Origin of the sequence: Pseudoxanthomonas sp. 22568 (assembly GCF_052044485.1) — a bacterium.
GTDB lineage: Bacteria > Pseudomonadota > Gammaproteobacteria > Xanthomonadales > Xanthomonadaceae > Pseudoxanthomonas_A > Pseudoxanthomonas_A beigongshangi.
Genome location: NZ_JBQENC010000001.1, coordinates 18,724 through 37,934 on the forward strand (window position 1 = coordinate 18,724; position 19,211 = coordinate 37,934).

A 19,211-nucleotide genomic window follows, 5' to 3' on the forward strand; every position below is an offset into this window, starting at 1 on the left:
GAAGAGTACTCTACTTGCCTGACGAGACCACGCTCTGAACGCGGTTCCTGAGGCTGGCTGGCATTGGCGCCATCTTGAGCCAAGATCAGGGCCGACCTGTCGCGCGCGGCTACTTCATGAATTCGACCGGCACCAGCACATCCTCGTGTGTCTGTCTTAGCGGTGTGATGGGCTTGGACACCTTGAAGGGCGGAGTCAGTCGCCCCAACCATGCCAGATTCTGTTCGTTCTCGCGAAAGACGCCTTCCATGACGACATACTGGTAAGGAAACTGCTGGACCAATTGCTCCAGCGTCGGGTGGTCGCCCTCGATGGCCAGGGCGTTGACCGCGATGTCATTCTCATAGTCCTGTTGACTGGCATAGAGCGTCGGGATGCCGTAGCGCATGGCGAGATACCCGGTGATGATGATTCTGCGTCCGGCGACCTCGCCCGGCGCGGTCGCCAGTCGGGTGAAGCTGGTGAGACAGGGTTTGTCCGAGCCAGGCACGCGGTTGAAGCAGATGGGGGCAGGGTCCGAATCAGCGGCGGGTACCGCTGCTGGCATCGAACTCCAGAGTGTCGCCAGGACTGCAATCAGCAGCACCTGGGTGATCCCCATCATCCATAGCCATTTCCTCATCCGGGCTTCGGCGCTCATTGCGCGTCCGCGGTACGGGCACCCGCGCCCGTACGCGCCTGCGTGTGTTTCGCGAGGAAGGCGAGCAGCCGCGTATAGAAATCGACCTTGTCGGCATCGAGCATCAACCCGTGTCCCGCATTCGTATACTCGTGGGACTCCACCTCGACACCTGCCTGGCGCAACGCCTTGGTCATGCGCCTGGCGTGGGCGATGTCGACGCGGGCATCCAGCTTGCCGTGCACGATCAGCACCGGCACCTTGACCGCGGCCGCGTTACCCACCGGGGAGCGCTCCGCGAGCACCTTCTGGTCCTTCCCCACCACTTTCGCCAGGTATTCCAGGCCGTAATCGCTGCGGCGGATATTGCCCCACTTGTACAGCTTGGCGAGATCGTAGGGGCCCGCGCCACCGACGACGCAGCGGTACAGCGACGGCTCGCGAACCGCGCCCATCAGCGCCGCGTAGCCGCCGTAACTCCAGCCGGAGATGCAGATGCGGTCCGGTGCGGCGATGCCTTCGGCGATGGCCCATTTCGTGGCGTCGGTGATGTCGTCCTGCATGGCGCGGCCCCATTGCATCCAGCCGCTCTGCTGGAATTGCCGGCCGTAACCGCCGGAGCCCCGGAAATTCACCCGCAGAACCGCATAGCCCTGGCTGGCGAGCAGCGCGGCTTCGCTGTCATACATGGCCGAGTCGTACACGCCATGCGGCCCCCCATGGGGCACGACGACCATCGGCAAGCCGGTCTCCGGCGCCTGGGGGGGCAGGGTGAGGATGCCATGGAGCGTGATGCCGTCGCGCGCGGTGAGAACGACTTCCCGGTTCTTCGGGAGGCTTGTTTCCGTCAGCCATGATTTCGCGCGTGCAAGCAGCGATGCCTTCTGGGTCGCGCGGTCATACAGGTACCAGGTGCCGGGGTCGCGATCGCCAACGGTGCTGACGATGGCCTTGCCGGCATCGGCGGAGGTACTGGTGATACTGACGATACGTCCGGGGAAGGCCGCGATGATCGAGGCGATGGCCTGCGCGTCGGGATGCGCGGCATTCCAGATCACCGCCTGCGGCCGGGTCGCGCCGTAGTACGCCCCGATGGGGGTCAACTTGTCGAACGCGAGGATGTAGCGGATGGGGTCGGAAGTCGCATGGCGATATACCTCGGTACGTTTGCCGGTCGCGAAGTCGTAACGCTCGATGACGTCCGGACCGCTGGACCTTTCCGCCTGCAGGAAACCAGAGGCGCCGTCACGGTCCACGCCGATGGCCCAGACGTCGACACCACTCTCCTTGCTGTCATTGACTAGCGTCCAGCCCTTGTCCTCGCCGATGTGTGCATGGAGCTTGGTATCCGCCTTGTCGTCGACGGAGGTGGCGAATCGCACGTTGCCCCGCCGGTCGGGGAAGAGCACCGAGTCGCGATCGGGTGCGGTGATGATGGCATCGCCGATGCGGTTGGTGTGTCCGATCTCCACCTTGTGCACGGCGTCGAAGCAGCCACCTTCACCCCAGTTGGTGCATTGCGTGACCAGCAGATGATCCGGATCGCCGTCGATGGTGGCCAGGAAGTTGGCGGGCACCATGTAGCGACCCTTGCCGTCACTCTGGACGATTGCCATGACCGGCTTGTTGATCGCGAGATTGTATCGCGCCATCACCGCGTTGGCCGATACCAGAAAGCGCGTATCATCCAGCCAGCGCAGCGTATGGATCTCGCCACCATCGCCTGGATTGAAGCGCGTCAGCAACGTCAGCGTCTTGGTTTCGCGGATGGTGACGAAGGTGCGGTCATCCGCGCGCTCCGCGACCGCCAGACGCGTTCCGTCCGGCGATATCTGGACATTCTCGATGGTCGGGCGCTTGAGGAAGGCCAGCCAGGCCGGCGACATACCGGTAGGCTCATCTGCCCGTATGGACCCGGAATGAGCTGCGCAAGCGAAACAAATCACGGCAGCAGCAAGGCGTACCGTGGATGGAACCTTCCCCATGTTCTGAATTCCCTTTGCCCCGGATGCCTGGATGTTCCCCATGGCAAGTCTAGCCGGGGTGGGATCGGGCTTCCAACCCCTCAGGACGTTTCGCTTGGGACAGATGCCCGCCGCATCGGTCCATTCGTGCTTTATTTTGTTGCTCGCGTTTGTTGTGCTTTCAACCAGGGACCGCTGCACCACATCCCATGCTGTCTGATCGTGGTTCAGCCGCTGCTCGCCGCAAATGGCCTTCCCCCCACACCCGCACCCCCTCGACGATCGGCAACAGGGTCCTGCCGTATGCCGTCAGCTGGTAAATCACCGGCGCAGGCACGCTGCCGGTGGGAGTGCGATCGACCAGGCCATCGGCTTCGAGTTCCCGCAATTGTTCGGCGAGCACCTTGTTCGAGATCGGGGTGACGCGGTGTTGCAGGCCGGCGAAGTGCAGTTCGCCGTGCGCCAGCCAGTAGAGGATCGTCAGTTTCCACTTGCCGCCGATGGCCGCGAAGGCGGCCGCCAGCGGGCAGCCTTCGAGCGGATTGGGCCGGGCATGGTTACCCGCAGGTACCTTCTTGTTCATGCTGGCCTCGCGTTCCTATCCTGCGCGCATCATGGGAGACGGGACGAGACGATGCAAAACCCCGCGCGAAGCTGGCTCGGCTGCACCTGCCTGGCCATGGCATTGCTGGCGATGAACGCGCCGGCACAGCCACCGCAGGCCGCTCCCGCCGCCGCGCCGGGCGACGGCCAGCACGACTTCGATTGGGAAATCGGCACCTGGAAGACCGAACTGCGGCGGCTGGCCAAGCCGTTGTCCGGCTCGCAGGAGTGGGTGGAGTACGCCGGCACCAGCGTCGTCCGGAAAGTGCTGGACGGACGCGCCAACCTGGTCGAACTGCGCGTGGCGGGCCCGGCGGGAGCCATCGAAGGCGTCAGCCTGCGCCTGTACAACCCGCAGGCCGGGCAGTGGAGCCTGCACTACGCCGGCGCCCGCAGCGGCACCCTGACCCGTCCGGTCCACGGCAGCTTCCGCAATGGCCGCGGCGAGTTCTACGGCCAGGAAGACCTCGACGGCAAGGCGATCCTCGTCCGCTTCGTCATCTCCGACATCACCCCCGATTCGGCGCGATTCGAACAAGCCTACTCGGACGACGGCGGACGCAACTGGGAAACGAACTGGATTGCGGTCGATACGCGCATCGGGGATGCGAAGTAGAGCGGCGGAATCACACCCTCAAGACCCGCTTCGGCAATGCATTCCAGAACCTGGGCGGTGATGGGAACGCGGTAGCGATCGGGTCAAGGGGAACGCTTGCGATGGATGCGTGGCTGCTCCGGCGGCGACGCCGTCACGGGCATGCGCTCCGGATCCACGTCGCTTCCAGTACCGGACGCCGCCGCATCGGGTGGAGGTGTGTCGGGCATGGACGCAGCCGCATCGCGTTTGCGGCTCTTCTTCTCTTCCAGCTTTTTTTTCTTGGCCAGTTCGCGCTGGCGCTTCTCGAAGGCGTAGTTGGGGGTAACGGGCAAGGAGATACTCCTGTTCGCTCAGCGTCGGTGTTTGGCGGCGGGGCTGCCGTCAGCGGACGGGATGGGCTTGCCGTCCTGGCCTGGCTTGCTCCGCGTGTACGTCGTGCCCAGTACTTCGATGGTCCCGCCGTCGCGGTGGAAGGCGACCAGGTCGGCCGCCAGGGTTTCGTGCGTGAGGGGGACGCGGTCGCTGCTGCCCGGGTAGCGCGCGAACATCCGGCTGACTTCACGGTGGCCTTTCGGCGAAGTCGCGGCGTTCGGTATCTGCTTGCGGGGACGGGACATGCGGCTCTCCTATGAGTACAGCGTCAGGGGGATGCCACGCGAGGTGCTGTCCAGATATTCGGTGCGCACCGCGCGGCAGTAGGGTCCCAACATGACGAAGCGGCGACACACTTCGGGTCGTGTGTCGTAGATGGAACAACACATGCGTGCCGCGTCGATGGCCACGCACCAACCTTCCGCATCGCGCGCCATCACCGTCAGGCCGGCCGGCGTGTGCTCGGTCAGATGCGCGGGAATACGGTCTTCCGGCTGCAACACGACCGTCAGGCGGCAGCACACGGCATCGCAACTCGCGCACAGCGGCAATTCGGAAGCAGGGATGGCGCTCATGCGGCCAGTCCCCGCCGGTAGTGCAGCAGCCGGCCGCGATGCGGAGGGGCGTCGCGGTCGTCCATCGGACAGGGCGTGGCGTCCACCCCGAACCCCTGCGCCGCCAGCATGTGGCTGAAGCGCGCACTGTTGCCGCGCCCGGGATCGGTGATCAGCACCTCCGCACGGGGTTCCGCATGGCGTTCGATCACGGCGCTCAGTACGTCCGCACTGTCGCGCTCGTACAGGACATCGCTGGCGACGATCGCATCGAAGCGACCCAGCGACGGCAGCGGGGTATCCCAGCGGAGCTGCCGGTAGTTGAGCGCCGGCAGGCAATTCAGCGCGGCGTTGTAAGCCAGGAACACCTCCGCCAGCGGATGCATGTCCGATGCGACCACGTTGGCGCCGCGCTTCTGCAGCACCAGACTGGCCAGGCCGATACCGCAGCCGATCTCCAGGATGCGCTTGCCGGCGATGTCAAAACGCTGCATTGCCTGGGCCAGCAGGCGGCCCGCAGGCCAAAGCTGCCCGAACAGACTCCACTGCGCCGATGAAATGCCGATGCGCGCACCATGACCGTCGGGGTCGGCGAATTGCTGCTTGTCGCTCAATACGCGCAGGCGATAGACGTGACCACCCACGGCGTGGCGGGTCTCGCGGACTTGGTAGCCCGTCATGGGCACTCCAGGAGGTGCGTCTGCCGGAAGGACGGTGACGCGTGAAGAAAAGCGCAGCGAGCGACGGTGGGACGGTCGGACGGGACGCACGATGTTGCGCGCCATCGTACGCCATAAGACGTGCGCGAACCTGAAGCGGACCAGGGAGCAAGACGGACGGTAGCCCCGAGGTCTACACGGCCGTCCATGCGGTCATCGGTCCGCCCTGCCGGTCTTTCCGGCGATGGCGGCCCGCAGGGACCGAATCCTGCCGCTCCGCAGCCGGGACAGGCTGCACCACTGGTCCAAGGCGGCTTTCGCAACGACCGCTGCGATTTCTGTGGTCAGGAAGACCACGAGGGTAAAGCCATCCTCGTCCGCTTCGTCATCTCGGATATCACGCCGAATTCGGTGCGATTCGAGCAGGCTTATTCGGACGACGGCGGACGCAACTGGGAAACCAACTGGATTGCGGTCGATACGCGCATCGGGGATGCGGAGTAGGGCGGGGGTGGCCGCTTCCGATGTTGGGTGATCAAAGCAGTTCGATCACCCGCGTCGCCGTCACCTTGGCCGATGCCGGGTTCTGCCCCGTCACCAGACGGCCGTCGACGACCGCTTTCGGGACAAACGGGAGCAACGCCTTCTCGTATCTCGCGCCGCGTAGCTTCATCTCTAGCTCGGCGTTGTAGGGCATGTCCCTGGCAACGCCGGCCAGGATTTCCTCGCGCCAGGAAAAACCCGTGATCCTGCGTCCGGAAACCAGCAGCGAACCATCGGACAGCTTCGTATTCAATAGGCCACAGTAACCGTGGCACACGGCGGAGACGACGCCTCCGCGCTCGAAGATTGCGCGGGTGATGCGCTGGAGTCCGGCGCTGTCCGGGAAGTCCCACATCACGGCGTGTCCGCCGGTGAAATAGATGGCGTCGAAGTCCGCCGGGTCGATGTCCTCGGGACGGGCCGTGTCCGCCAGCAGCGCCATCCTGTTCCGGTTCTCCAGCCATGCCTTGGCGGAGGCGTCCAGCAGCGGCCACTTCAGCGCCCGCGGTTCCAGCGGCGACACGCCACCCCGGGGACTCATGATCCGCTGTTCGAAACCCTTCGCTTCGAACAGGTCATAGGCATGCGTCAGTTCGGACAGCCACAGGCCGGTCGGATGGGACGGGTCGTCGAAGTGCCCAACGTTGCTGACAACATGGAGGATGCGGCGGGTCATGGGTGATAGGGCCGGCACAGGAGCATCAGGGGCAATCGAGTGCGTTCAGCGGTCGGGACAGGAACGATGCCGGCGACGCATCATTCCGGGAGCCCGGTCCTCACACTAGGATTCAACCCCGGTTGAAGGTCAAGCCGGGGAAGCATCGTCTCAGGTTTCGCGCGCCTTGCGAGGCGATGACACCACGCCCTGGCCGCGCAGCCGGTCGAGTACCCGCATCCGGTTGTCCGCGCAGTCGATGCCGTCCGGTCGATCCTCGATGCTTTCGATGGCGACCAACAGCTGCGCCTTGCTCTGCTTCAGACGTTTCATCAAGACGTCGATTTCGACGATCCTGGCCTTTAGCGCCCTCCGCAGTTCGTCGTGGTCCCAACGGCCATTGCCGAGCGGCAGCAGGTGGCGGATCTGTTCCAGCGAGAAACCGGCGCGCTGGGCGCTGTCGATGATTTCCAGCACCGCAGCCGTCTCGACCGGGTAATCGCGATAGCCGTTGGCCTTGCGGGCCACCGCCTGGAGCAGGCCGGCGCTCTCGTAGAACCGGATGCGCGAGGCGGAAAGGCCCGTCAGTTTCGCCAGTTCGCCAATCTTCATGCCGTCCATCCGGAACCATTGACCTTGAAGCTTACTTTAAACATACAGTGGCGCAACGCTCCGGACGGCATGCTTCGGAGTGGCTCGCGGTTGGATGCCGGGCCGGCTCCGTCCCGGCGTGTCATGCGCATGCAAACCGCGTCCGGGACATTCGTTTCGCAACTGGCGACTCCCCTCCCAACCACTGCTCAGGAGAAGACCCATGGGATACGTAACGACGAAAGACGGCGTCGAGATCTTCTACAAGGACTGGGGCCCGCGCGATGCGCAGGTCATCCATTTCCATCATGGCTGGCCGCTCAGTTGCGATGACTGGGATGCGCAAATGATGTTCTTCCTGAACAAGGGTTTCCGGGTGGTCGCGCATGACCGGCGCGGGCATGGCCGATCCAGCCAGGTCTGGGACGGGCACGACATGGATCACTACGCCGACGACGTGGCGGCGGTGGTCGAGAAGCTCGGCACCCGCGGGGCGATGCATGTCGGGCACTCGACCGGCGGGGGCCAGGTGGTGCGCTACATCGCGCGGCACGGCCAGGACAAGGTGTCCAAGGCCGTGCTCATCAGTGCCGTGCCGCCGCTGATGGTCAAGACCGAGAGCAATCCGGGCGGGACGCCAAAGGAGGTATTCGACAACTTCCAGGCGCAGGTCGCGGCGAATCGTGCGCAGTTCTACTACGACGTTCCCGCCGGTCCCTTCTATGGTTACAACCGCCCCGGCGCCAAGCCGTCGGAAGCGGTGATCTGGAACTGGTGGCGGCAGGGCATGATGGGCGGCGCCAAGGCCCACTATGACGGCATCGTCGCGTTTTCGCAGACCGACTTCACCGAGGATTTGAAAGGCATTTCCATCCCGGTGCTGGTGATCCACGGCGACGACGATCAGGTCGTGCCCTACGATGACTCGGGCGTGCTGTCGGCGAAGCTGGTGAAGAACGGCCGGCTCAACACCTACAAGGGCGGGCCGCATGGCCTTCCCACCACCCATGCCGACCAGGTCAACGCGGATCTGCTGGCGTTTCTGCAGGAAGGTTGAGCGACGTCGGTACGAAAGCACACGCCCCGCATTGAAGGCGGGGCGTGTGTCGAAACTGCGAGGGGACCGTTCGGCTCCGGAACAGTGGCAAATGAGTAAGCAGTGTTTCCAATTCTGTAAGTATGCCAGCTTGTAGCCCAAAACCCATGGACTTAGTATCGCTATTAAGTGGGGTCGTGTACGGTGAACCACGAAAAATATTCATGAATTTCGTCCGGTGAATTGACTGTCAGGGAGTTGCATTTGATGGTGCCCGCTGTTTCCAACGTCATTGCAGCACACGCGAAATGCGCCAATCACCGCGGTGAGATTGAGAAAAGTGCTCTCTGTGGGTGCTTCTACTGTATGGAGATTTTTTCTCCATCGGCAATTGAGTGCTGGATTGACTGGCCAGAGAGCACGGCCGATGAAAACGAGTTATCGGTTGGTGTCACTGCGCTCTGCCCTCAGTGCGGCATTGATTCCGTCATCGGGTCCGCGTCCGGCTACCCAATCGATGTCGGCTTCTTGTCTACCATGCGTGACTACTGGTTTTAATCGTCATGGCTGGCTGACCGTCCATTTCGGACATGGCCGGATGAGTCTGCATCCATCGAACGGGAAAATGCCCCGCCCGCCTGAAAACTGAGAGCAGCATGGAGCTAAGACGCTATTTGGAATTGATGGAGTTCCCAGCGGAGTGGGAGGCGTGGGACATGCTTCCCTGTGCCTTCGTGAACGAGCAATCGGCATCTTATGCGCCTGGTCATGAAGAGGCGTCCGAGCATGATCGCAATGGCGTCTTCCAATGGTGGCTAAGGCAGAACCCGCCAGCTGAGACGTTGGTAAAACTTGTCGAGTTGTCTTGGCTTGATCCGGATCAGGTCATGGCTGAGTCAGTTCGCGAATCTATTGCGCGGCAGCCCAATTTCGACAACGAAGTCGATGCGGCGCTACGACGTTTCCCGAGCACAGGCTGACAATCTCCTTTCTCGCTTGCGATCTGGCACCGACATCCACGTATATGCAGACGTCGTCTTTACTGATCATCCCGCTGCACCCGCGCCCGATAGTCACGCACATTGTCGCCACGGATACGGGTCTCCTGCGTACCGGTCACGGTATCGACCTTCGAGTCCGAGCCGGTCACCGGCTTGGCCTCGATCGTGGTCTCGCGCTCGAAGGCGTGTGACTTGTCGGTGTTGCGGTAATACCGGTACAGGGCCCAATAGAGCGCCGTCGCGCCGACCGGGCCGGCCGCCAGCAACCAGAGTCCGCCGTCGTCGCTCATGACGCCACCACCAGGAACCAAAGGACCAGGGATTCGATGAAAGTGCCGGTGGCCAGCGCGGCCAGCAGCAGTTTCCATTGCTGCACGGGCACGCTGCCCATGGTTTCGCCGGTACGGCCGTTCACCGCGATGTAGTGCAGCATGCCGCCGTTGCGGCCGGGCTGGTGATAGGAGTACAGCCAGACCGGCAGGTACATCGACACCCAGCGGGTGCCGTGGACTTCGAGCTGCTCGCGCTCCCAGCGCACGCCGCGGTCGTAGCGGCGCACGGAGCTTTCGACCTGCGCGCGCGCGATCGACAGCAGCTGGTCTTCCAGCCTCGGTCGCATCCGTTCGACGTCCAGGTTGCGCTTCTCCGAGGTGAAACCCAGCAGGTACGAGGCGTTCCACTTCAGCGCGTTCTTGGTGTCGAACGGCAGGATGGTATTGATGATGTTGTTGGTGTTGACGCGGGTGTCCAGGTTGCCGCGATCGGACGAGGATTCCAGCGGCAGGTCGTCCACGGTGAAATCCACCGCGCGGCTGACCTGGTACACGTCGGCGTCGTAGTAGGTCTTCTTCTTGTCGCCGCTGCCGCGCGTGTATTCGCGGGTCTTGATTTCACCCTTGCCGGTGACGGCGGCGCTCGCGTTGCCGTCAACGATCATGTAGGGCAGGTAGACGCCGACGACATTCTCGGGCGTGAACTGTTCCTTGAACGCCTTCAGCGCGAACAGGCGGCGTTTGTCCACGAACTGGCGGATGCGCGCGACCGCATCCTCCTTGCCGATGTGGAACGGCAGCACGGCATCGGGCACCGCGCCGTTGGCGACCTGTTCGTTGACGCCGAACACGTGACGGCACCAGTGGCAGCGCGCCGTCATCGTGGTTTCGGTATTGACGGTGACCTCGGCGCCGCAGCCGGTGCATTTGAAGCTCATCAGGCTGGACGCGTCGGCCTCGATGTCCCGCGCGCCCGAGGCGATGACGGTGCCGCGCAGTTGGTCGAGGCCTTCGCCCAGCCCGAATTCCTCTTCCACGCGCGCGCCGTGCCATTCATGGCGGCAGTACTGGCAGACCAGCACGTCGGTGCCGAGCCTGAGGCGGACATCGGTGGCGCCGCATTTCGGACAGCGGTTCAGGCCGTCCCGGAGTTCGGCCGATGCCGTGTCCAGCGCCACCGGATCAGGCGCCTCCAGCTCATCGCGGATGGCGCCGGGCAGGGTGGCCGGATCGACCGGGAACTGGCCGGGCAGGGGCGGCACGTCCCGCGGCGAGCCGGGGCCGGTCACGGGCGCCGCCGGCAACGGCGGCGGGGTCTTGGGATCGGACATGGATGCGGAACGCCTGCTCGCTTACAGACCCAATGCCTTGGCCTTGAGCGCGTCGTAGTCGGCCTGGGTGATGAGGCCGAGGTCCAGCATCTCCTTGGCCTTCTTCAACCGGGCCACCGGGTCTTCGGCCGCGGGCGCGGCCACCGGCTGCTGCAGGCTGCCGACACCGCCGACCATGCCGGTCGCCATGCCCAGTCCGACCAGCCCGGCGGCGCCGCCGTTCTCGCCGGCCGACTGGATGCCCTGCGCCACGCTGGCCTGCAGGTTGGAGTTGCCGCGTCCGCCGGACAGCGCGTCGGCGCGCTGCACGGTCTTGAGCAGTTCGCGGGTGTTGGCGTCGTACTCGATCGAAACGATGGCGGTCTTGACGATCGCCAGCCCGCGTTGCGAGCTCCACTGGTAGCCCTGCTCGACCGCGTCCGACAGGCTTTTGGCGAAGCCCAGCGAGTCCTGCTGCAGCTTGGTGATGCGATTGCCCTTGGCCGGATCGTTCGTGTACAGGCTGAAGGCCGGCGCCAGCGAACCCACCACTTCATTGAACAACTGGCTGGCGGCGGCGTTGTCCATGTCGGTGAAATCGAATACCTCGCCCGGCTGCAGGTAGCGCGCCGGCACGAAATTCTTCACGAACAGGATGGGGTCGGTGATCTTCAGCGTGTAGGAACCGCGCGTCACCGCGCCGACCTGGGTATTGAGGAAGCCGTCGTCCCAGTAGATTTCCGACTGGGTGCCGAAGCGGTTGTCGGGCAGTTCCTTCAGCGAAACGAAGAACGCGGCCTGCTGGGAACCCGGCTGGCCGCCGAACTTGAAGCGCTCCCAGCTTTGCTTGATCAGCGGGCTCACCAGGCCGTCGCCGGCGAAGATCGACTGCGAGTTCACGTCGTCCGAGCGCCATTCATAGCCACCCGGTTCGGCGACGAAGCCGGTCACCGCGCCGTCCTGGAACAGCAGCAGTCCGTAGCCCTCGGGCACGACGATCTTCGACCCGTTGGTGATGATGTTGGAGGAGCCGCGGGTGTTCGAACCCCGTCCGGCATTGGTCCCGCGCGGAACCGCCGCGAACAGCGCCGCCGTCGCCGGCAATCCTTCCGGCACGGTGTAGAAATCCTTCCACTGGTCGGCCAGAACACCGCCAACCGCGCCTGCCACCGCCTGTACAAGACCCATGACCAACTCCCTTCTGTTCGTGGACGGGCACCGTGCCCCTATGCTCGCCGCACTATACCAGTGCGGTGGGTCGGGAAAGGTTGCGGGGCGGCAGGTCGAAGCCACCGATCCGCCGCTTGTCATGCAAGGACCGAAAGTCCTGTGCACGGGACTCGGGTTCTCCCCGGGGGCTGCGCGAAGCCCCGTCGTGCGTCGTGGGTAGATGCCGGGCAGGCGTGCGGGAACGGATTCAAGTATCTTGCCGCTTCACCAGAAACGCACTCCCGCTCCGGCCCCGCACATGACCCGAACCTTGTTGCTCGCAGCGCTCCTCATGATGTCATCGGCGGCGACCGCCATCGTCATCCGGCATGACGTCGATGATGCGAAGTACCGGATTCCGGCCTCCGAGCTTCCCGCGCTCGTCGACATGCCGGGCGAAGGGCACGGGGTATTGATTGCTCCGCAGTGGGTCATCACGGCGGCGCACACGATTCCCGCGGATTCAAAACTTGAGCAGGTCGTTGTCAACGGCGTATCCAGAAGCGTTGAACGCGTCGTCACCCATCCCGGCTACAAGACGGTGCCGCATGACCTGATCGAGCAGGCCACGGCCACCGGAGAGGCGATGTTGATCGTGGTGTTCCTTGCCAATTCCGACGACGTCGCCCTGATCAAGCTGAAACAGCCTGTAGAGGACGTCGCTCCCGTCGCGCTCTACAAGGACGGCAAGGAGTTCGGCCAGATTGTAGAGATCGTGGGGAAGGGCGCGACGGGCACGGGCGCGAGCGGTTACGCTCCGGAAAGTCCCCATCGGACGGAGCTTCGCCGCGCGTTCAACAAAGTCAGCAGCGCGCATGACCGCTGGTTCTGCTACGAATTCGACGAACCGCCGGCGGCCCTGCCCCTGGAGGGCATACTGGGCAACGGGGACAGCGGCGGCCCGGTGCTGATCCAGAACGAGGGCCAACGGGCGTTGGCCGGACTGGCGTCCTGGAAATTCGTCCACGGCCACGTCATGACGGCACGGCCGGGACGCTACGGGCAGATCAGCTGCAATGTCCGCGTGAGCCATTACCGCGAGTGGATTGAAGGCGTGATGTCGGGGCAACCGTAGGCGTAGCCTGAGGGTTCACCCAGATGGATGGGCGAACGAGCAAAGTTCGCTGGTCGGAACATCATTCCGTGTGTGCTTATGGTGTGTCCGAATCTGCGAACACAACGCGATGGAAATGACTCAGATACCTCTCACCTAGGAGGGGGGTCAAACGTTCCAACGACCTGAGGGCTGCCGGGACATCGACAGGTTTCCCTTCCAGAATCGCAAGGGCCTGGTTGTGGAGGGCATACGCAAACTCGGCCGGGGCACGGATGGAGGGCGGTTGGTCACCGCCAATATAAGACGCAAGAAGCACCCGCAACTCAAAGACTGCGGCTGCCATTAGTCGCTTTTCCAGATCCTGATCAGAATCAGACATCGAATCTACCCTGGGGCGTATCGGTTGGTACGCACTTTCTCTGGTGGCTTCAAGATCGCGGTTCAAACAATGACCCGCAACTCCTGACCGCAGCGACAAGCCTTCGCGATACGTGCGGCCCATGCGATGGCTTCCTCGCGCGAAGGCAGTTCCAACACGGTGAAGCCGCCGGTAAGCGGGGGCGCCCAGGAGTAGCCTCCCTCGGCGAAGGTGCCGTTGGCCGAAACGAGCACGGGGGACACGCTTTCCTCGATGCCGCCGGCAAAGAGGTAGACGCCGGCGGCCTTGGCCTCGTCGATCACGGCATTGGCGTCACGGCCCACCGCCTGCATTTCGTCATCGGGCACGACCATCGCCGCGCTGGGAAAGGAAATCAGGTACATCGCCATGGTGCCCTCGTCTTGTCTGGGGAAACAACGCCGCGTAGAGCGGAGCTTGCTCCGCTGCCTTCCGCCTCCCGGAGAGAGCCGGTCGCTCCCATTCCGGACCGTTATGCCTGGCGAGAGGGAGATTGCATGATGCCCGAATCGATGTCGCATCAAGGCGTCGAGGTCCCGGCAGGACCCTGACGGACGAAGCTTCCTTTACCTGAACAGGGCGTGCCTCCTGCCGGATACGGATTTTCTCGCACCGCACAAAATGAAAGACCACTTTCCGACGGCGCGTTGCGAAGGGAAATCCGATGCCAATCCGATACCTTCTCCAGCACTGGATTCGTGGAAATGTCCGGCCTGGCACGTAGCGTTGTCCAGCGCTGTCATTTAAAGTCGGTCGCCTCTGCCAGCAAACGGGAACGCCATGGCCGCACGCCGAACCCCGCCAGCACTGCTCGCGCTTGGTCTGCTCGCGAGCCTGCCCATCGTCTCCGCGACGGCTTCGCAGAACCCCACCGACGAACTGGCCGGACGCTGGGACATCACCGTGCATACGCCCACCGGCGACGTGCCTTCCTGGCTGGAAATCCGCCGCTCCGGCGCGAGTGCGCTGGTCGGACAGTTCGTCGGCGCGGCCGGCAGCGCGCGACCGATCGCGCGGGTGGAAACGGACAACGGCGAAATGCGCTTCGCCATTCCTCCGCAATGGGAGGGAGGCAGCGGTGATCTGTCGTTCCAGGGACGCCTGAAAGACGGCAAGCTCTCCGGGACGATGCAACTGCCGGACGGCAAACGCCACGACTGGAGCGCGGTGAGCGCGCCGTCGTTGCAGCGCGCGGAACCGCCGCGCTGGGGACAGCCGATCCGTCTGCTCGGCGGCAAGGGGCTGGAAGGCTGGCGTGCGATCGGCCAGTCGTCGCAATGGTCCGTGCAAGACGGTGTGCTGCGCAACGCCAAGGCCGGCGCCAACCTGGTCAGCGAACAGCGCTTCACCGATTTCAAGCTGCATGTGGAATTGCGTTTTCCCAAGGGCAGCAACAGCGGCGTGTACCTGCGCGGACGCCATGAGGTGCAGATCGCCGACACCTTCGGCGAGCCGGCCAGCGACAGTCTCGGCGCCATCTATGGCTTCCTGGCGCCCAGCGAGGATGCTTCCGCGAAGCCGGGCGAATGGCAGTCGCTGGACATCACCCTGGTCGGGCGCAAGGTCACCGTCGCGGTCAACGGCAAGACCGTAATCTGCGATCGCGAGATTCCCGGCATCACCGGCGGCGCGCTGGACAGCGACGAAGGTGCGCCGGGTCCGCTGATGCTCCAAGGCGACCATGGCCCCGTCGAGTTCCGCAACATCACCCTGACCCCGGCGTTGTGAGCATGGCCGACGACAATACCTACGACGCCATTGTCATCGGTTCCGGGATCTCCGGCGGCTGGGCCGCCAAGGAGCTGTGCGAGAAGGGCTTGAAGACGCTGGTGCTGGAACGCGGCCGCAACGTCGAGCACATCAAGGACTATCCGACCGCGTGGCTGTCGCCGTGGGAGCTGCCACATGGCGGGGCGCTGACGCGCAAGTACCGGGAAGAGAACCCGGTGGCTTCCCGGATCGCCGCCGAGGATGTGCTGCACTTCTTCACCAAAGACGCCGATCATCCCTACGTGCAGGAAAAGCCGTTCGACTGGATTCGCGGTTATCAGGTCGGCGGCAAGTCGATCATGTGGGGACGCGCCTGCCAGCGCTGGAGCCGCTATGACTTCGAAGCGCCGGAACGTGACGGCTACGGCATCGGCTGGCCGATCGGCTATGACGACATCGCGCCGTGGTATTCACACGTGGAGAAATTCATCGGCGTGTCCGGCAACCTGGACGGCCTGGATTCGATGCCTGATGGCGAGTTCCAGCCGCCGTTCGATTTCAACTGCGTCGAGAAGGCCTACAGCGAACGCATCCGCAGACACTATGGCGATCGCTACGTGGTGCAGGGACGCTGGGCGCACCTGACCAAGCCCGAGCAGATCCACCTGGATCAGGGGCGCGGCCCCTGCATGTCGCGCAACATGTGCTGGCGCGGCTGCCCCTATGGCGCCTACTTCAGTTCCAACTCGTCCACGCTGCCGTGGGCGGCGAAGACCGGCAACCTGACCATCCGGCCCGATGCGGTGGTGCACTCGATCATCCACGACGAGCGCAAGGGTCGCGCGGCGGGCGTGCGGGTGGTCGATGCGCATACCGGGGAGATCACCGAATACCGCGCGCGCATCGTGTTCGTGAATGCATCCGCGCTGAACTCCGTACTGATCCTGCTGAACTCGACCTCCGCGCGCTTTCCGCACGGACTGGGCAACGACAATGGCCTGCTCGGCAAGTACGTGGCCTTCCAGAGCTATCGTGCCAACGGCGGCGGTCTGATCGACGGGTTCGAGGACGGCTACTACTACGGACGCCGTCCTTCGGAGTGCATCATCCCCAACTTCCGCAATCTCAAGCGGCACGAGATGGATTTCGTCGGCGGTTACACCACCTTCACCGGCGCCTTCCGCGAGCGTGGCGCGCCTTCGTCCGCGCGCATGGGCGGTGTCTACAAGGATGCGCAGGCACGACCGGGACAGTGGAAGGTCTACATGTACATGCAGGGCGAGACCGTTCCCAAGGAAAGCAACCACGTCCGCCTGCACGATACGCTCAAGGATGCCTGGGGCATCCCGCAACTGGTGACGTCGGTGGAGTACGACGACAACGACGAAAAGATGGTCCGCGACTGGCGCGAGCAGGCGAAGGAGATGATGGAAGTCGCCGGTTGCCGTGACATCGAAACCGCGGATACCCAGTGGTATCCCGGACGCGACATCCACGAGATGGGCGGTTGCCGGATGGGGCGCGATCCGGCCACGTCGATGCTCAACCAATGGAACCAGCTGCACACGTGCCCGAACGTCTTCGTCACCGACGGCGCCTGCATGACCTCCACCGGCAACCAGTCGCCGTCGCTGCTCTACATGGCGTTGACCGCGCGCGCGGTGAACCGCGCCGTCGAGGAATTGGGGAGGCAGAACCTGTGAGCGATGCCAAGCAAAAGATCACCCGCCGCGAGGCGTTGAAGACCGCGCTGGCCGGCAGTGCGCTGGCTGCGACCGGCTTGTTGCTGGGTGCCGGCATGCCCGGCGACACCGAGGCCGCTCCCGCGACGCCGTCCCCGGCGCAGGACGACCGGACCTTGCTGGAGGACATCGCGGATACGTTGCTGCCGACGACGCCTGCATCTCCCGGTGCCAGGGCCGCCGGCGTCGGCGCGATGATGGTGCTGATGCTGGCCGACTGCGAGAGCCCCGAAACGCAGCAGCGTGTCGCCACGGGCTTGCAGGAACTCCGCGCCGCCTGCCGCGAGCGCGGCGGCAGTTTCGCCTCGCTGCCCGTTGCGGAACGCGAACGCCTGCTCACGGAGCTGGATGCGGCGGCACAGAAGGCCGGGGACAAACACTGGTTCAACAGCGTGCGCGCGCTTGCGTTGCAGACCTATTTCAATTCCGAAGTCGGCCTCACCCAGGCCCTGCGCTATATCCCGGTGCCCGGACGCTACGACGGCTGCGTGCCGCTGGAGCCGGGGCAGCCGGCGTGGGCGTGATGAAGGTTTTTTGCGGATAGCGGAGCGACCATCCGCAGGCTAGCGGGTGGGATAGGGATCCTCGGGTCCGTTGGGGAAACGATCCGCAATCAGGTTCAGTTCCACGCCGTGTTCCAGCCATGCCTTGAGGCCCGCCAGCGTCCAGGTGAAGCCCTGCGTGGCGTTGGTCGCATGTTCCAGCAACTCCTCGTTGGTTCCGGTCCAGCCGGATTCCGTGATGCCGACGAACGTGGCGTCCGGCCCCATGGGCACGAACTCCCATTCCACGTTCGTACGTCCGGTGTAACCGTCCCACTCGATGACGATGCGTTGTTCGGGCTCGACAACCTTCGGTACGACGTGGGTCGATGCTTCGTACATTTCCCATTCCCAGGTCACCGGCTTGCCCGCTTCGAGCGGACCGCTGCTCCTGGTGAACCAGAATCGGGTGGTGATGCGGGGATCGATGAAGGCGGCGAATACTTCTGCTACGGGTTTGCGGATGAGCATGCCGGTTCTCGCTATGGCCTTTCCGCCTGATGGTGACTTGTCCATGAGGCCTCCTGAATGTTGGAGAGCACGCTACCCGTGGTCGCGTGAAGCAAAGGTTTCGACGACGCAGGGTCGCCTCCACGAAATAAAGTGCGCTTGCCCGAATAACGCGCGTGCACTAAACCCACACATCATTCCGCGCGGTATACGCGCCCCCCGCATCCCCCGTGTTGACCACGCCACGCGGCTCCACCAGCATGATGCAGCACTCCTGTGGGGCGACCGGACGATGTTCGACGCCCTTGGGGACGACGTACATCTCCCCGGCGGCGAGAGGCACGGCCTTGTCCCGGAACTCGATCGTCATTTCACCGTCCAGGACGATGAACACTTCGTCCGTGTCCGCGTGGGCGTGCCAGACGAATTCGCCCTGCACCTTGGCGAGCTTGAACTGGTAGTCGTTCATCTCGGCGACGACGCGCGGCGACCAGTGGTCCGAGAACCGGGCCAGCTTGTCCCGCAGGTTGATTGCGGTATCCGACATATGCACCTGACTTCCTGACAGTTGGACCCCGATTCTGCCGTATCGGCTAGGACGCTTTCGTCTTGCCACGCAGCGACAGGCAATAGCCGATGGTCACGGCTATTCCCAGCAACACGGCCAGCGAACCGCCCGCCGCCGCGACCTGGATCGGGGCGAATGCCCAGAGTCCGGCGTAGACGAGGCCGCTCAGGGCGAGGGACCAACCGCCGACCCGCGTGACCCGGCGCGCCCAGGCCTCCGGAACGAAGCGTTTGGGCATGCGATTGCCGAACCAGGCGACCATCAGGCCGATGGCGCCCATGACCAGACGGGTGACGGTTTCGCCATCGATGTAGCCGAGCTTGCGCGCGTAGGTGGCGCCGAGTGCGAGCAGCACGATGCCGACGCCCCACGCGAGATCCGAAATCAGTTCTTTGTTCATCGTGCCGTCTCCTTCTTGGACTTCGGCGACCCGGCGCCGACGCCGAACGAATGGACGAAGCCCAGCAGCGCTTCCTCGAGCACCGAGAGCTTCAGGTGGTAGATCACGGATTTGCCGGCCTTTTCCGCGTGGACCAGATCGGCTTCCTTCAACACGGCGAAATGCGCCGACATGGTGGGCTTGGAGACATCGAACTGGTCGCTGAGCTCGCCCGCGCTCAGCGGCCCCTGCCGGAGGAGTTGCAGAACCCGGCGGCGGGTGGGATCGGAAAGGGCTCTGAATACCTGGCTCATGTTGCGACAATTAGCTAAATATCTAATTGTGTCAAGTGGAAAGACCGGGAAGCCGACGACTGGTTC

The 19,211-nt window shown here is 64.0% G+C and carries 25 protein-coding genes; 8 read left to right on the top strand and 17 right to left on the bottom strand.

What is annotated here, in order from left to right:
- Nucleotides 1-109: 109 nt before the first annotated feature.
- The 3 genes from ACTJI2_RS00110 to ACTJI2_RS00120 form a co-directional block, all read right to left on the bottom strand.
- Entirely contained in the window at nt 110-640 is a 531-nt protein-coding gene (locus tag ACTJI2_RS00110; protein ID WP_318287484.1) for a hypothetical protein, read from the bottom strand.
- Nucleotides 637-2,505: an alpha/beta hydrolase family protein gene (locus tag ACTJI2_RS00115; protein WP_318287483.1), complete on the bottom strand. Its 1,869-nt coding sequence runs from the start codon at nt 2,503-2,505 to the stop codon at nt 637-639. The genes ACTJI2_RS00110 and ACTJI2_RS00115 overlap by 4 nt, the downstream gene beginning before the upstream one ends.
- A gap of 259 nt (nt 2,506-2,764) precedes the next feature.
- Nucleotides 2,765-3,166 (bottom strand): winged helix-turn-helix transcriptional regulator, encoded by a 402-nt coding sequence (locus tag ACTJI2_RS00120; RefSeq protein ID WP_183638050.1) that lies wholly within the window; start codon nt 3,164-3,166, stop codon nt 2,765-2,767.
- 51 nt (nt 3,167-3,217) lie between these two features.
- On the opposite strand from ACTJI2_RS00120, the gene ACTJI2_RS00125 reads away from it, so the two are divergent.
- Nucleotides 3,218-3,802 carry a hypothetical protein gene (locus tag ACTJI2_RS00125; protein ID WP_440840673.1) on the top strand — a complete coding sequence of 195 codons (585 nt, stop codon included), beginning with the start codon at nt 3,218-3,220 and terminating at the stop codon, nt 3,800-3,802.
- 83 nt (nt 3,803-3,885) lie between these two features.
- On the opposite strand, the gene ACTJI2_RS00130 is transcribed toward ACTJI2_RS00125, so the two are convergent.
- The 4 genes from ACTJI2_RS00130 to ACTJI2_RS00145 are packed head-to-tail and all read right to left on the bottom strand — an operon-like array spanning nt 3,886 to nt 5,390.
- The gene (locus tag ACTJI2_RS00130) at nt 3,886-4,116 is read right to left on the bottom strand and encodes a hypothetical protein (protein ID WP_440840674.1); all 231 of its coding nucleotides are present in this window, start codon (nt 4,114-4,116) and stop codon (nt 3,886-3,888) included.
- 18 nt (nt 4,117-4,134) lie between these two features.
- Nucleotides 4,135-4,401, bottom strand: a complete 267-nt coding sequence (locus ACTJI2_RS00135) for a hypothetical protein (protein WP_440840675.1) — start codon at nt 4,399-4,401, stop codon at nt 4,135-4,137.
- A gap of 9 nt (nt 4,402-4,410) precedes the next feature.
- Nucleotides 4,411-4,731, bottom strand: coding sequence for a YkgJ family cysteine cluster protein (locus ACTJI2_RS00140; protein ID WP_440840676.1), 321 nt, complete (start codon nt 4,729-4,731; stop codon nt 4,411-4,413).
- Nucleotides 4,728-5,390 carry a class I SAM-dependent methyltransferase gene (locus ACTJI2_RS00145; RefSeq protein ID WP_183638041.1) on the bottom strand — a complete coding sequence of 221 codons (663 nt, stop codon included), beginning with the start codon at nt 5,388-5,390 and terminating at the stop codon, nt 4,728-4,730. The genes ACTJI2_RS00140 and ACTJI2_RS00145 overlap by 4 nt, the downstream gene beginning before the upstream one ends.
- A 186-nt stretch (nt 5,391-5,576) precedes the next feature.
- Here ACTJI2_RS00145 and ACTJI2_RS00150 point away from each other — a divergent pair, with 186 nt between their 5' ends.
- On the top strand, nt 5,577-5,873 hold the full coding sequence (locus tag ACTJI2_RS00150; protein WP_440840677.1) for a hypothetical protein: 297 nt from the start codon (nt 5,577-5,579) through the stop codon (nt 5,871-5,873).
- A gap of 31 nt (nt 5,874-5,904) precedes the next feature.
- Here the strand turns inward: ACTJI2_RS00150 and ACTJI2_RS00155 are convergent, their stop codons facing one another.
- On the bottom strand, nt 5,905-6,588 hold the full coding sequence (locus ACTJI2_RS00155; RefSeq protein ID WP_318287481.1) for a type 1 glutamine amidotransferase domain-containing protein: 684 nt from the start codon (nt 6,586-6,588) through the stop codon (nt 5,905-5,907).
- Between the two features lie 150 nt (nt 6,589-6,738).
- Nucleotides 6,739-7,179, bottom strand: a complete 441-nt coding sequence (locus tag ACTJI2_RS00160) for a MerR family transcriptional regulator (RefSeq protein ID WP_318287480.1) — start codon at nt 7,177-7,179, stop codon at nt 6,739-6,741.
- A gap of 202 nt (nt 7,180-7,381) precedes the next feature.
- Between ACTJI2_RS00160 and ACTJI2_RS00165 the strand changes: the two genes are divergently transcribed.
- Both ACTJI2_RS00165 and ACTJI2_RS00170 read left to right on the top strand, forming a co-directional pair.
- Complete coding sequence (locus ACTJI2_RS00165; protein WP_440840678.1) at nt 7,382-8,215, top strand: alpha/beta fold hydrolase; 834 nt, start codon at nt 7,382-7,384, stop codon at nt 8,213-8,215.
- A 635-nt stretch (nt 8,216-8,850) separates the two neighbouring features.
- Complete coding sequence (locus tag ACTJI2_RS00170) at nt 8,851-9,174, top strand: hypothetical protein (protein WP_318287479.1); 324 nt, start codon at nt 8,851-8,853, stop codon at nt 9,172-9,174.
- Between the two features lie 59 nt (nt 9,175-9,233).
- Here ACTJI2_RS00170 and ACTJI2_RS00175 read toward each other — a convergent pair whose 3' ends face one another.
- From ACTJI2_RS00175 to ACTJI2_RS00185, 3 genes are read right to left on the bottom strand one after another with little or no spacing between them, the layout of a single operon-like run.
- A complete protein-coding gene (locus ACTJI2_RS00175) occupies nt 9,234-9,485 on the bottom strand; it encodes a hypothetical protein (protein WP_318287478.1) in 252 nt (83 codons plus the stop codon).
- A complete protein-coding gene (locus tag ACTJI2_RS00180) occupies nt 9,482-10,798 on the bottom strand; it encodes a TFIIB-type zinc ribbon-containing protein (RefSeq protein WP_440840680.1) in 1,317 nt (438 codons plus the stop codon). Before ACTJI2_RS00180 ends, ACTJI2_RS00175 begins: the two co-directional genes overlap by 4 nt.
- 21 nt (nt 10,799-10,819) lie before the next feature.
- Nucleotides 10,820-11,965 (bottom strand): SPFH domain-containing protein, encoded by a 1,146-nt coding sequence (locus ACTJI2_RS00185; protein WP_440840681.1) that lies wholly within the window; start codon nt 11,963-11,965, stop codon nt 10,820-10,822.
- A 280-nt stretch (nt 11,966-12,245) separates the two neighbouring features.
- Here ACTJI2_RS00185 and ACTJI2_RS00190 point away from each other — a divergent pair, with 280 nt between their 5' ends.
- Nucleotides 12,246-13,061 (top strand): S1 family peptidase, encoded by an 816-nt coding sequence (locus tag ACTJI2_RS00190; RefSeq protein WP_440840683.1) that lies wholly within the window; start codon nt 12,246-12,248, stop codon nt 13,059-13,061.
- A 423-nt stretch (nt 13,062-13,484) separates the two neighbouring features.
- Here the strand turns inward: ACTJI2_RS00190 and ACTJI2_RS00195 are convergent, their stop codons facing one another.
- The gene (locus tag ACTJI2_RS00195) at nt 13,485-13,811 is read right to left on the bottom strand and encodes a YciI family protein (protein WP_440840684.1); all 327 of its coding nucleotides are present in this window, start codon (nt 13,809-13,811) and stop codon (nt 13,485-13,487) included.
- A gap of 409 nt (nt 13,812-14,220) precedes the next feature.
- On the opposite strand from ACTJI2_RS00195, the gene ACTJI2_RS00200 reads away from it, so the two are divergent.
- The 3 genes from ACTJI2_RS00200 to ACTJI2_RS00210 are packed head-to-tail and all read left to right on the top strand — an operon-like array spanning nt 14,221 to nt 17,416.
- Nucleotides 14,221-15,168 carry a 3-keto-disaccharide hydrolase gene (locus ACTJI2_RS00200; protein WP_440840685.1) on the top strand — a complete coding sequence of 316 codons (948 nt, stop codon included), beginning with the start codon at nt 14,221-14,223 and terminating at the stop codon, nt 15,166-15,168.
- A 2-nt stretch (nt 15,169-15,170) separates the two neighbouring features.
- Entirely contained in the window at nt 15,171-16,853 is a 1,683-nt protein-coding gene (locus ACTJI2_RS00205; protein ID WP_440840687.1) for a GMC oxidoreductase, read from the top strand.
- Nucleotides 16,850-17,416: a gluconate 2-dehydrogenase subunit 3 family protein gene (locus ACTJI2_RS00210; protein ID WP_183638008.1), complete on the top strand. Its 567-nt coding sequence runs from the start codon at nt 16,850-16,852 to the stop codon at nt 17,414-17,416. The genes ACTJI2_RS00205 and ACTJI2_RS00210 overlap by 4 nt, the downstream gene beginning before the upstream one ends.
- A 39-nt stretch (nt 17,417-17,455) precedes the next feature.
- Here the strand turns inward: ACTJI2_RS00210 and ACTJI2_RS00215 are convergent, their stop codons facing one another.
- From ACTJI2_RS00215 to ACTJI2_RS00230, 4 genes are all read right to left on the bottom strand, one after another.
- Nucleotides 17,456-17,950, bottom strand: coding sequence for an SRPBCC family protein (locus tag ACTJI2_RS00215; RefSeq protein WP_440840688.1), 495 nt, complete (start codon nt 17,948-17,950; stop codon nt 17,456-17,458).
- A gap of 115 nt (nt 17,951-18,065) precedes the next feature.
- Nucleotides 18,066-18,431 carry a cupin domain-containing protein gene (locus ACTJI2_RS00220; protein WP_440840689.1) on the bottom strand — a complete coding sequence of 122 codons (366 nt, stop codon included), beginning with the start codon at nt 18,429-18,431 and terminating at the stop codon, nt 18,066-18,068.
- A 46-nt stretch (nt 18,432-18,477) separates the two neighbouring features.
- Nucleotides 18,478-18,852: an ammonium transporter gene (locus ACTJI2_RS00225; protein ID WP_183637998.1), complete on the bottom strand. Its 375-nt coding sequence runs from the start codon at nt 18,850-18,852 to the stop codon at nt 18,478-18,480.
- Nucleotides 18,849-19,145: an autorepressor SdpR family transcription factor gene (locus ACTJI2_RS00230; RefSeq protein ID WP_183637996.1), complete on the bottom strand. Its 297-nt coding sequence runs from the start codon at nt 19,143-19,145 to the stop codon at nt 18,849-18,851. The genes ACTJI2_RS00225 and ACTJI2_RS00230 overlap by 4 nt, the downstream gene beginning before the upstream one ends.
- Nucleotides 19,146-19,211: the final 66 nt, after the last annotated feature.